General features: G+C 60.3%; 11 protein-coding genes. 6 read left to right on the top strand and 5 right to left on the bottom strand.

Annotated features, from left to right (window positions below; genetic code table 11):
* Positions 1-19: 19 nt before the first annotated feature.
* From AACY19_RS16355 to AACY19_RS16345, 3 genes are read right to left on the bottom strand one after another with little or no spacing between them, the layout of a single operon-like run.
* Positions 20-787 (bottom strand): heme ABC transporter ATP-binding protein, encoded by a 768-nt coding sequence (locus tag AACY19_RS16355; protein WP_339451868.1) that lies wholly within the window; start codon positions 785-787, stop codon positions 20-22.
* The gene (locus tag AACY19_RS16350) at positions 787-1,770 is read right to left on the bottom strand and encodes a FecCD family ABC transporter permease (protein WP_339451905.1); all 984 of its coding nucleotides are present in this window, start codon (positions 1,768-1,770) and stop codon (positions 787-789) included. The genes AACY19_RS16355 and AACY19_RS16350 overlap by 1 nt, the downstream gene beginning before the upstream one ends.
* Before the next feature lie 50 nt (positions 1,771-1,820).
* A complete protein-coding gene (locus AACY19_RS16345) occupies positions 1,821-2,693 on the bottom strand; it encodes a heme/hemin ABC transporter substrate-binding protein (protein ID WP_339451866.1) in 873 nt (290 codons plus the stop codon).
* Positions 2,694-2,858: 165 nt separating this feature from the next.
* Between AACY19_RS16345 and AACY19_RS16340 the strand changes: the two genes are divergently transcribed.
* On the top strand, positions 2,859-3,176 hold the full coding sequence (locus tag AACY19_RS16340; protein ID WP_339451864.1) for a Rieske (2Fe-2S) protein: 318 nt from the start codon (positions 2,859-2,861) through the stop codon (positions 3,174-3,176).
* Here AACY19_RS16340 and sfsA read toward each other — a convergent pair.
* On the bottom strand, positions 3,173-3,886 hold the full coding sequence (gene sfsA, locus AACY19_RS16335; RefSeq protein ID WP_339451862.1) for a DNA/RNA nuclease SfsA: 714 nt from the start codon (positions 3,884-3,886) through the stop codon (positions 3,173-3,175). The two genes, AACY19_RS16340 and sfsA, sit on opposite strands and share 4 nt — an antisense overlap.
* Positions 3,886-5,058, bottom strand: a complete 1,173-nt coding sequence (locus AACY19_RS16330) for a pyridoxal phosphate-dependent aminotransferase (protein ID WP_339451860.1) — start codon at positions 5,056-5,058, stop codon at positions 3,886-3,888. Before AACY19_RS16330 ends, sfsA begins: the two co-directional genes overlap by 1 nt.
* A 333-nt stretch (positions 5,059-5,391) precedes the next feature.
* Between AACY19_RS16330 and dksA the strand changes: the two genes are divergently transcribed.
* From dksA to AACY19_RS16305, 5 genes are all read left to right on the top strand, one after another.
* Positions 5,392-5,835 (top strand): RNA polymerase-binding protein DksA, encoded by a 444-nt coding sequence (gene dksA / locus AACY19_RS16325; protein ID WP_064118688.1) that lies wholly within the window; start codon positions 5,392-5,394, stop codon positions 5,833-5,835.
* A gap of 145 nt (positions 5,836-5,980) precedes the next feature.
* A complete protein-coding gene (gluQRS, locus tag AACY19_RS16320) occupies positions 5,981-6,877 on the top strand; it encodes a tRNA glutamyl-Q(34) synthetase GluQRS (protein ID WP_339451857.1) in 897 nt (298 codons plus the stop codon).
* A 77-nt stretch (positions 6,878-6,954) separates the two neighbouring features.
* On the top strand, positions 6,955-7,131 hold the full coding sequence (locus AACY19_RS16315; RefSeq protein WP_003176118.1) for a hypothetical protein: 177 nt from the start codon (positions 6,955-6,957) through the stop codon (positions 7,129-7,131).
* Positions 7,115-10,069, top strand: a complete 2,955-nt coding sequence (locus AACY19_RS16310) for a sensor histidine kinase (RefSeq protein ID WP_339451855.1) — start codon at positions 7,115-7,117, stop codon at positions 10,067-10,069. The genes AACY19_RS16315 and AACY19_RS16310 overlap by 17 nt, the downstream gene beginning before the upstream one ends.
* Before the next feature lie 22 nt (positions 10,070-10,091).
* Entirely contained in the window at positions 10,092-11,522 is a 1,431-nt protein-coding gene (locus tag AACY19_RS16305; RefSeq protein WP_339451853.1) for a sigma-54-dependent transcriptional regulator, read from the top strand.
* The last annotated feature ends 540 nt before the right edge of the window (positions 11,523-12,062 follow it).

Genomic DNA, 12,062 nt, shown 5'->3' with positions numbered 1-12,062 from the left:
CCATCACCTCAATGAAAAATCAGCGGGCGATGATCAGCGGATGCCCACGCTCCGGGTGCGGCTGCACCAATACTTCCAGTCCGAACACGGCTTTCAGCGCGTCGGGACGCAGTACTTGCTCAGGTGTACCCAACGCCACCGGACGCCCGCCCTCAAGCATCAACACACGATCACAATAGCGCGCCGCCAGATTCAGATCATGCAGGATCACCAGCACCGAGGCACCACGGTCAGCGAACTCGCGCACGGCCTGCAGGGTTGTGTGCTGGTGCAGCGGATCAAGCATCGAAGTCGGCTCATCCAGCAGCAACGTCTGCCCGACCTGTCCTGGCCAGAGTTGCGCCAGCACTCGCGCCAAATGCACGCGCTGCCGCTCGCCACCCGACAACGCCAGATAACTGCGGCCGCTCAAATGTCCGGCATCTGCCGCCGCGAGTGCGCAAGCGACAATCTCGTCATCGCGCACACGACCGCTTTGATAGGGCAAGCGCCCCATACCGACGACTTCCTCGACCCGAAAGGCGAATTCCAGGGTCGACACTTGTGGCAACACCGCCAAACGCTGCGCGCGTTGCGTACCGTTCCAGTGACTCAAGGCTTCGCCGTCGAGCGAGACCTCGCCTTCACTGGCGGCCAATTCACCGCACAAGGCACCGAGCAACGTGCTTTTACCGGCGCCATTGGGCCCCAACACGCCGAGCACCTCGCCCGGTTCCAGTTGCAGGGTGACTTCACTGAGCACTGTCTTGCGCCCGCGAAGGATGTGCAAATTGTGCGTGCGCAACATCAGGCACGTCCTCGCAACAGCAGATACAGGAAGAACGGCGCGCCGATAAACGCAGTGACAATACCGATCGGTAATTCTGCCGGCGCCAGCGCCAGTCGCGCCACCAGATCGGCGAGCAACAGCAGGCTCGCACCGGCCAGCACCGAAGCCGGCAACAACACACGGTGATCAGGCCCCGCCAGCAATCGCACCAGATGCGGCACCACCAGACCGACGAAACCGATCATGCCCGCGGCTGCCACCGCTGCACCCACACCCAGCGCCGTACAGAACACCAGTTCACGTTTGAGCCGCTCGACATCGATGCCCAGATGTCCGGCTTCCGACTCACCAAGCAACAAGGCATTCAGCGCCCTCGCCCGACGCGGCAACCACAACGCCACGCCGGCACTGATGATCAGCAAGGGCCAGAGCCGCGCGTAACTGGCGCCATTCAGACTGCCAAGATTCCAGAACGTCAGCGTGCGCAACGTCGCGTCATCCGCCAGATAAGTGAACAGGCCGACCGCCGAACTGGCCAGTGCGGTCAGGGCAATACCTGCCAGCAACATGGTCGCGACATGGGTCTGGCCGTTACGTCGCCCGAGTCGATAGACCAGCGCCGTCACGCCGAGGCCACCAAGGAAAGCGCAGACCGACAAAAGATAAGGCCCGAACCACTCCGGCAAACCACCCACAAGCGAACCGCCGACAATCGCAATCGCCGCGCCTAACGCGGCGCCACTGGAAACACCAACCAGTCCCGGATCGGCCAGCGGGTTGCGAAACAAGCCTTGCATCGCCACGCCGGACAAGGCCAGCACGCCGCCGACCGCCAACCCGAGCAAGGTGCGCGGGAGGCGGATCTGCCCCAGAATCAGTTCAGCCTGCTCCAGCCCTTCAGGCGCCAGCGGCACGCCGAGCAGGCGCAAGGCTGCGCGCAACGTATCGAACAGCGGCAAGCTCACCGGCCCGAGCGCCAATGACAGCCAGATCGCCAGCAAACACAGAAGCGCCAGGCCAATGAACAAGCCACGAGGTTTTACCAGAGTGATCATTGGCCGCTCTTGGCCGGGTAGAAACCGTCAGACAGGGTTTTCAACGCGGCCGGCAGACGCGGTCCGAGCCCACCGACCAGCAGCGTAGGGTCCAGCTCCATGACTCGCCCGGCCTTGGCTGCACGGCTCGAATCGAGAATCGGGTTTTCCTTGAACAGCGCGGCTTTCGCCGCATCACCGGTCAGTGCACGGTCGGCAAATACCAGTACTTCAGGATCGAGGCTGGCGAGGGATTCCACGGAAAACGGCTTGTAACCGGTATGCGTTGCCAAATTGTGCCCACCGGCCTGTTGCAGCAGCCAGTCGGCGGCGGTGTCCTTGCCGGCGATCAACGGCTTGCCGCCCGCGTGGCCGAGCAACAACAGCACGCCCGGTGCTTTCTGTTTGGCTTGAGCTTCGGTGACTCGCACTTTCTGTGCATCGAGTTGCTGTTGATACCTTTGCAGCAATTGCGTTGCCTGCGCTTCAGCGCCGAGCAATTGCCCCAGATGCGTGACGTTTTTCTCCAGCGTCGCAACATCCGGTTGAGCCGGGAACAATTCGACCTGAACCTTGGCCGCTTTCACTTGTGCAAGCACGGGTGGCGGGCCCATTTCTTCGGTGCCAATGAGGATGTCCGGGCGCAGGCTGAGAATGCCTTCAGCGGAAAGGCTGCGTTGGTAACCGATACTCGGCAGCGCCTTCAACGACTCGGGATGCTGGCTCGTGGTGTCGACGCCGACCAGTTTCGACTCACCGCCCAACGCCGTCACCCACTCCGACAACGCACCGCCAGCGCTGACCCAGCGTTGCGGCAAATCGGCCGCCGCAGCCTGGTGGCTGACCAAAAGTCCGACACACAGCACAGCAAAGCGGGAGCTCAAGCGCATACACAGCTTCCTTGAAGAAGGTTTTCCCGGGCATGAGGATGACAAGCCAAGTATCCTCGGCATCTGCCAGCCGCCCTGCGGATGAAGGCCGCCATTTGATAATTGTTTGCATTTAAACGTCAAGCTCGGACATATCCGGACACGAGCCGACATTAGAGGATAGCCATGAAGTTTCTCTGCGCGGGCGCCGATCTCGTCGAGGCCGGCAGTCGCGGTTTTGATATCGACGGGACCAGGCTGTTTGCCGTTCGCCGCAACGGTCAGGCGTATGTCTATGTGAATCGCTGCCCGCACCGGGGCGTGGGCCTGGAATGGCATCCCGACCGGTTTCTCGATCCGAGCAACAGCCTGATCCAGTGCGCCACCCACGGCGCACTGTTTCTGATCGAGGACGGCGAATGCGTCGCCGGGCCTTGCGCCGGACAAGCACTCAGCGCCATCCCTTGCCGCGAAGATGCGCAAGGCCTGTGGATCGACGTTTAACCGTTGAGTAACACGTCAAGACGCCGGTCGATCACCATCTCTTCATGATCAAGACGAACGCCATACGCCAGCACCTCGACCCCACACGCCACCGCCTCTCGCAGCGCTTGCGCGTAGGCCGAATCGATCTCCTCGGCCGGACGCACCGCTTCAATCCCGGTGAGATTGACGCAATACAACTGCACCGCGCGAATTCCGTCCCGCGCCAGATGCGCCAGCTCACGCAAGTGTTTGGCGCCGCGCTGGGTCACGGCATCGGGAAACGCGGCGACCGCCGTGCCATCGAAGCCCAGGGTGACACTCTTCACTTCGATGTAAGCGGGGCCGCTGGGGTATTCGAGACGAAAATCGATGCGGCTCTTTTCCTGTCCGTAGGCCACCTCACGCTTCAGCGCGGTAAAGCCGTTCAACTCGCCGATGACGCCGGCCTGCAAGGCCTCTTCCACGAGTCCGTTGGCTCGCGCGGTATTCACGCAGAACAGCCGGCCTTGCGGGGTTTCGCCGATCTCCCAGGTACCGGGTAATTTGCGTTTCGGATCATTGGAACGGCTGAACCAGACCTGCCCGCCCTCAACCTGACAATTGAGCATCGAACCGGTGTTCGGGCAGTGAATGGTCAGCAACTCGCCGCCAACGGTTTCGATATCGGCGAGAAATCGCTTGTAACGACGAATCAGCCGCGCCTCTTCCAGAGGAGGATAAAAGCGCATCAGCCTTGCCAGCTCTTCAGACCACGAGCGATGCGTTCCACCGCTTCCTGTAAGCGAGGGAGGTTCTGTGTGTAAGCAAAACGCACATGGTGGCTGGCCTGATAGCGACCGAAATCCAGACCCGGGGTGAAAGCAACGTGCTCGGTTTCGAGAAAATGCCGGCAGAACGCGAAGGCATCACCGCCGAACTTGCTGATATCTGCGTAAAGATAAAACGCCCCTTCGGGCTCCACGGCGATGTTGAAACCCAACTCGCGCAAGGCTGGCAGCAAGAAGTCGCGCCGACGGCCGAATTCAGCGCGGCGCTCTTCGAGAATCGCAATGGTGTCCGGTTCGAAACAGGCCAATGCGGCGTGCTGCGCCATGCTAGGCGCGCTGATGTAAAGGTTCTGCGCGAGCTTTTCCAGTTCACCGACTGCAGCATCCGGCGCCACCAGCCAACCCAGGCGCCAGCCGGTCATGCCGAAATATTTGGAGAAACTGTTGAGGACGAAAGCGCTGTCGTCGACCTCCAGCACACTCGCAGCGTCGGTGCCGTAGGTCAGGCCATGGTAGATCTCGTCCACCACCAGATGGCCGTGGCGCGCCTTGATCGCTGTGGATAACCCCGCCAGCTCATCGCGAGTCAGAATCGTCCCCGTCGGGTTGGCCGGCGAGGCAACCAGCGCACCGACGCTGTCCTGATCCCAATGCCGCGCAACCAGATCCGGAGTCAGTTGATAACGCACTTCAGGCCCTACAGGAACGAGTTGCGCAGCGCCTTCGACCAAACGCAGGAAGTGACGGTTGCACGGGTAACCGGGGTCCGCCAGCAGCCAGTGTTTACCGGGGTCGACCAGCAACGCGCTGGCCAGCAACAATGCACCTGAGCCGCCCGGGGTGATCAGAATCCGCCGCGGATCGATGTTCAAGCCATACCGCGATTGATAAAACCCGGAAATCGCCTCGCGCAGCTCGGGAATGCCGCGCGCTGCGGTGTAACGGGTCTTGCCAGCCGTCAGCGCCGCCTGCCCGGCGCGGATGATCGGTTCGGCCGTGGTGAAGTCCGGCTCGCCAATTTCCAGATGGATCACATCGTGGCCTTCAGCCTGTAATTCATTGGCTCGCGCCAGCAGCGCCATCACATGAAACGGTTCGATCGCACGACTGCGCGCACTGTAGGGCTGAGCCATTGGTTTTCCTTCGGCAGGGAAAAAGAGACGATTCTACCCATCTGCCGGAACGAGCGAGAACCCGTAACGGTCACAGCCTCAAGAACGCTGGACTGTAACGATATGAGCGTACTCTCCAGGATTGACTAAAATCAGTGATTGAACAGGTCTGCACACCGCCAGACACGGCTTGCCAAACATTTGCAAGCGCCACCCGCCGGGGCCTCGACATCCGGGAGTAGCGCAGGCTGAATTGATCTGGTAAGTTCGCCCGCTTGCAGCCGCAGGGCCGGCAGGTGTCGGTGATGGAGCAATCCTGCGCAATGGATTACAAGAGTAGAGGCGGTCCATTTCATGCCCACCCAAGCAAAGCAACAGCAGCAAACGACGATCAGCGGTTTCGAACCTTACGTTCCGAAGGCCGGTGAAGAGTACATGGGCGCCCCGATGCGAGCGCACTTCACCAAGATCCTGAACAAGTGGAAACAGGACTTGATGCAGGAAGTCGACCGTACTGTTGATCACATGAAAGACGAAGCGGCCAACTTCCCTGACCCGGCCGACCGTGCCAGTCAGGAAGAAGAATTCGCCCTCGAGCTGCGCGCCCGCGACCGCGAGCGCAAGTTGATCAAGAAGATCGACAAGACGCTGGAGCTGATTCAGGACGAAGAATACGGCTGGTGCGAGTCCTGCGGCATCGAGATCGGCGTCAAGCGCCTCGAAGCTCGTCCGACAGCGGATCTGTGCATCGACTGCAAGACCCTGGCGGAAATCAAAGAGAAGCAGGTCGGCAAGTAATCTCGACCTGAACGAAAAACGGAGCGTGCGAACGCTCCGTTTTTGTTTCTGCCTTTTGCTTTATTTGCCTTTTGCTCTTGTGGGAGCGAGCCTGCTCGCTCCCACAGGTTGACCTGCGTATAGCCTGAAAAGTAGTTTCGTTTCCATGACTGCCAAAACCTCCCCCGCCTACATCGGCCGCTTCGCCCCAACCCCCAGTGGCCACTTGCACTTCGGTTCGCTGGTCGCGGCCCTTGCCTCTTACCTCGACGCACGCTCGGTCGGCGGTCGCTGGCTGGTGCGAATGGAGGATCTCGATCCGCCCCGCGAAGAACCGGGCGCGCAGACCGCCATCCTCACGGCGCTGGAAAGTTATGGCTTCGAATGGGACGGCGACATGGTGCGCCAGAGCGATCGCCACGATGCCTACGCCGAAGTGCTCAACAGCCTGTTCAATCATGGCTTGGCCTACGCCTGCACGTGCTCGCGCAAACAGCTCGAAGCGTACAACGGCATTTATCCGGGCCTGTGCCGTAACGCCGGTCACGACCAGCAAGACGCAGCCATTCGCCTGCGCGTGCCGGAGCTGGAATATCACTTCATCGACCGCGTGCAGGGCCAATACCGCCAGCATCTGGGCCGCGATGTCGGTGATTTCGTGATCCGCCGACGCGACGGCCTCTATGCCTATCAACTGGCCGTGGTACTGGATGACGCCTGGCAAGGCATCACCGACATCGTGCGCGGTGCCGACCTGCTCGACTCGACGCCGCGCCAACTCTATCTGCAAGAGTTGCTGGGGTTGCGCCAGCCGCGTTACCTGCACCTGCCGCTGATTACCCAACCGGATGGCAACAAGCTCGGCAAGTCCTATCGCTCACCGCCGCTGCAGGCCGATCAGGCCACAACATTGCTACTGCGAGCCCTGCGCGCATTGGGGCAAAACCCCGGCGCCGAACTGGCCCACGCCTCACCGCAAGAATTACTCAAGTGGGGCTGCGCGCACTGGGATGCGTCGAAGATCCCGCGCACACTGACGCTGCCCGAAGCGCAACTGACATGACGACACTTGCAGTCGCGCCGCCATCCGTTACCATCGCCGCACGTTTTCGGGCACGCGCATAAAAAAGAGAGGCCGGGATGTACATCTATCGCTTGGTCCTGCTTTTAGTCGTGGGGATCTATCTGTTTTCCCCCGCCATCATGGATTGGTGGATCGACGCTACGGGCGCCTGGTATCGCCCCTATCTGCTCTGGCTGATCCTGATTGTCGTGACCTTCATCCTGCAGAGCCAAAAAGATGCCGATGAGCTTTAGCCTGACCCAGATGATCCTGATCAGCGCCGCGTACCTGGCGGTGCTGTTCGGCGTTGCCTGGATCAGCGAACGGGGCATGATCCCGCGCGCGATCATTCGCCACCCGTTGACCTACACCCTGTCGCTGGGGGTCTACGCCAGCGCATGGGCGTTCTACGGCACGGTCGGTCTGGCCTATCAGTACGGCTATGGCTTTCTTTCCAGTTATCTGGGGGTGTCCGGCGCGTTTCTGCTGGCGCCGGTATTGCTTTACCCGATTCTGAAAATCACCCGCACCTATCAACTGTCGTCGCTGGCAGACCTTTTTGCCTTTCGCTTTCGCAGCACCTGGGCCGGTGCGCTGACCACGATCTTCATGCTGATCGGCGTGCTGCCCTTACTGGCGCTACAGATTCAGGCCGTTGCCGACTCCATCGGCATCCTCACCGGCGAGCCGATCCAGAGCCGCGTGGCCCTGGCCTTCTGTGCGCTGATTATCCTGTTTACGATTTTCTTCGGCTCCCGCCACATCGCCACCCGCGAAAAGCACGAAGGCCTGGTGTTTGCGATTGCATTTGAATCGGTGATCAAACTGATCGCCCTCGGCGGCGTCGGCCTCTATGCGCTGTACGGCGTGTTCGATGGCCCGCAGCAACTTGAACTGTGGCTGCTGCAGAACCAGACCGCCCTCGCCGCCCTGCACACGCCCTTGCAGGAAGGCCCGTGGCGAACCCTGCTACTGGTGTTTTTCGCCTCGGCCATCGTGATGCCGCACATGTATCACATGACCTTTACCGAGAACCTCAATCCGCGCTCGCTGGTCAGCGCGAGCTGGGGCTTGCCACTGTTCCTGCTGTTGATGAGCCTGGCAGTGCCTCTGATTCTCTGGGCCGGCCTGAAACTCGGCGCCACCACCAACCCGGAATATTTCACCCTCGGCATCGGCATTGCCGCCAACAGCAAACCGCTGGCGTTGCTCGCCTACGTTGGCGGACTGTCAGCGGCTAGCGGCCTGATCATCGTCACCACGCTCGCGCTGTCGGGCATGGCGTTGAACCACCTGGTGCTGCCGCTTTATCAGCCACCCGCCGAGGGCAACATCTATCGCTGGCTGAAGTGGACACGCCGGGCACTGATCGTGGCGATCATCATGGCCGGTTTCGGCTTCTATCTGATGCTCGGTGCCGAACAGGATCTGGCCAACCTCGGCATCGTCGCCTTCGTCGCCACGTTGCAGTTTTTGCCCGGCGTGCTGTCCGTGCTGTATTGGCCGACTGCCAACCGTCGGGGGTTTATCGCCGGTTTGCTGGCAGGGATTCTGGTCTGGGTGATAACCATGCTGCTGCCGCTGGTCGGCAATCTGCAGGGTTTCTACATCCCGCTGCTGAACATGATTTACGTGCTGGACGACACCAGTTGGCACATGGCGGCCATCGCGTCGCTGGCGGCCAATGTGCTGATGTTCACCCTGATCTCGCTGTTCACCAACGCCAGCCCGGAAGAAGCCAGCGCCGCTGAGGCCTGTGCGGTGGATAACGTGCGTCGCCCGCAACGGCGTGAACTGCACGCCGCCTCGCCGCAGGAGTTCGCCACGCAACTGGCCAAACCGCTGGGCGCCAAGGCTGCGCAGAAAGAAGTCGAACAAGCGCTGCGTGACCTCTATCTACCGTTTGACGAGCGCCGTCCTTACGCGCTGCGCCGCTTGCGTGACCGCATCGAAGCCAACTTGTCCGGCCTGATGGGCCCGAGCGTGGCGCAGGACATGGTCGAAACCTTCCTGCCGTACAAGGCCGGGGGCGAAAACTATGTGACCGAAGACATCCACTTCATCGAAAGCCGTCTCGAGGATTACCACTCACGCCTCACGGGTCTGGCCGCCGAGCTCGATGCCCTGCGTCGCTACCACCGTCAGACCCTGCAGGAACTGCCGATGGGCGTCTGCTCGCTGGCCAAGGATCAAGAGATCCTGATGTGGAACAAGGCCATGGAGGAACTCACCGGAATCGCCGCACAGCGCGTGGTCGGTTCGCGCCTGAGCACCATTGGCGAGCCGTGGAAAGAATTGCTGCAGGGCTTTATCAACCTGCCCGACGAGCATTTGCACAAACAGCATCTGGCCCTCGACGGTCAGACCCGCTGGCTGAATCTACACAAAGCAGCCATCGATGAACCCCTCGCACCGGGTAACAGCGGCCTGGTGTTGCTGGTGGAAGACCTGACTGAAACGCAAATGCTCGAGGACAAACTGGTGCACTCCGAGCGTCTGGCCAGCATTGGTCGTCTCGCCGCCGGCGTGGCCCACGAAATCGGTAATCCGATCACCGGCATCGCCTGTCTGGCGCAGAACCTGCGCGAAGAACGTGAGGACGATGGCGAGCTGACGGAAATCAGCGGGCAGATTCTCGAACAGACCAAACGCGTCTCGCGCATCGTGCAGTCGCTGATGAGCTTTGCCCACGCCGGCAGCCATCAGCAGAGCGACGAGCCCGTTTGTCTGGCCGAAGTGGCGCAGGACGCCATTGGCCTATTAGCGTTGAACCGACGCAATTTCGAAGTGCAGTTCTACAACCTGTGCGACCCGGATCACTGGGTCGAAGGCGATCCGCAACGACTCGCCCAGGTTCTGATCAATCTGCTCTCCAACGCCCGTGATGCCTCGCCGCCACACAGCGCAGTACGGGTCAAGAGCGAAGCCGGCGAACACACGGTCGATCTGATCGTGGAGGACGAAGGCAGCGGAATTCCGAAGAACATCATGGATCGATTGTTCGAACCCTTCTTCACCACCAAGGACCCTGGTGAAGGCACCGGTCTGGGCCTTGCACTGGTCTATTCCATCGTTGAAGAGCATTATGGACAAATCACCATCGACAGCCCGGCTGATGTACAAAGCCAACGCGGCACCCGTATCCGGGTGACCTTACCGCGTCATGTCGAAGCGACGTCCGCTGTGAACTGAGACCGTCGAGAGTATCGAATCAATGCCGCACATTTTGATCGTCGAAGACGAAACAATTATCCGCTCCGCCTTGCGCCGCCTGCTGGAACGCAACCAGTACCAGGTCAGCGAAGCCGGTTCAGTGCAGGAAGCACAAGAACGCTTCACCATTCCTACGTTCGATCTGATCGTCAGCGATCTGCGCTTGCCCGGCGCCCCGGGCACCGAGCTGATCAAGCTCGGCCAGGGCACCCCGGTGCTGATCATGACCAGTTACGCCAGCCTGCGCTCGGCGGTCGACTCGATGAAGATGGGCGCGGTGGATTACATCGCCAAGCCTTTCGACCACGATGAAATGCTTCAGGCCGTGGCACGCATCCTGCGTGATCGCCAATCGACACCGGCGGCCGGCGAACCGGCTGCCAGCAAACCGGCCAATGGCAAATCGGCCATCGACAATAGCAACGGTGAAATCGGCATTATTGGTTCCTGCCCGCCGATGCAGGACCTGTACAGCAAGATCCGCAAGGTCGCGCCCACGGACTCCAATGTGCTGATCCAGGGCGAATCCGGCACCGGCAAGGAACTGGTAGCGCGTGCGCTGCACAACCTGTCGAAACGCGCCAAGGCACCGATGATTTCCGTGAACTGCGCAGCCATTCCGGAAAGCCTGATCGAATCCGAACTGTTCGGCCATGAAAAAGGCGCGTTTACCGGCGCCAGCGCCGGTCGTGCCGGTCTGGTCGAAGCGGCGGACGGCGGCACCTTGTTCCTCGACGAAATCGGCGAGCTGCCACTGGAAGCTCAGGCCCGCCTGCTGCGCGTGCTGCAGGAAGGCGAGATTCGCCGGGTCGGCTCGGTGCAGTCGCAGAAGGTCGATGTACGTCTGATCGCGGCCACGCACCGGGACCTGAAAAGCCTGGCAAAGATCGGTCAGTTCCGTGAAGACCTTTATTACCGCCTGCACGTGATTGCATTGAAACTGCCGGCCCTGCGCGAGCGCGGTGCCGACGTCAACGAAATCGCCAACGCGTTCCTTGCTCGCCAGAGCGCGCGCATCAACCGTACCGATCTGCGATTTGCTGTGGATGCCGAACAGGCCATCCGTCATTACTCCTGGCCGGGTAACGTGCGTGAACTGGAGAACGCAGTCGAGCGTGCAGTGATTCTGAGCGAAAGCCCGGAAATTTCTGCCGACTTGCTGGGCATCGACATCGAACTGAGCGATCTGGAGGACGACGAGTTTATCGGCCTGCCACCACAAGCCGCCGGTAGCGCCAGCAACAGCAGCCACGAGCCGACCGAGGATCTGTCTCTCGAGGACTACTTCCAGCATTTCGTCCTCGAACATCAGGATCACATGACCGAGACCGAACTGGCGCGCAAACTGGGCGTCAGCCGCAAATGCCTGTGGGAGCGCCGTCAGCGTCTGGGCATTCCACGGCGCAAGACCGGAGTCGCCAGCGAGAGCTGAACGTTACCTGTCGAGTGTGCGGGTAACGCTTGAGGATGTGAAAAAACTGTTACCTCAGTTCTTTCACGTAACAGAAGCCGGGGTTATCGGTAACGAAACCCCGGCTTTTTTTCGCCCCGTCAAAAACGTTATATCGACCTAAGCCCTTGTTTTATTGGGCTTCGCAAAAGTTGGCACGCCACCTGCTATATGTTTGGTACAAGAACAATAACAAGCAATGCACAAGACAATAAAAATAAGACGAATCGACTCACGCACAATAAAAACAAGACGGCGAGAGGCGCAGCTAACTGATTCTTTTGGAGAGGCGTTGTATTTGGGGCTTGCCCCACGACCAGGCCGAGAACAACAAAAACTGTCCTAAGACAGAGCCTGTACTGGTTGGATCGAAAGATCACTGCAATTCAGCGACCAAAGCAATCCGTTTGCTCTTGGCTCCCGATTGGGAGGGTCACGAAGGAAACACTTCGTGGCGAGGGCACTCAACAAAAACAAGAAGCCCGAATCAATAATAAAAAGAGCACGCAACTACTTCTTGGG

The organism is Pseudomonas sp. EA_5y_Pfl2_R50 (assembly GCF_963970475.1).
Lineage (GTDB): Bacteria > Pseudomonadota > Gammaproteobacteria > Pseudomonadales > Pseudomonadaceae > Aquipseudomonas.
The sequence above is the reverse complement of the archived record's forward strand: the minus strand, read 5'-3'. Positions and strand labels throughout refer to the sequence as shown.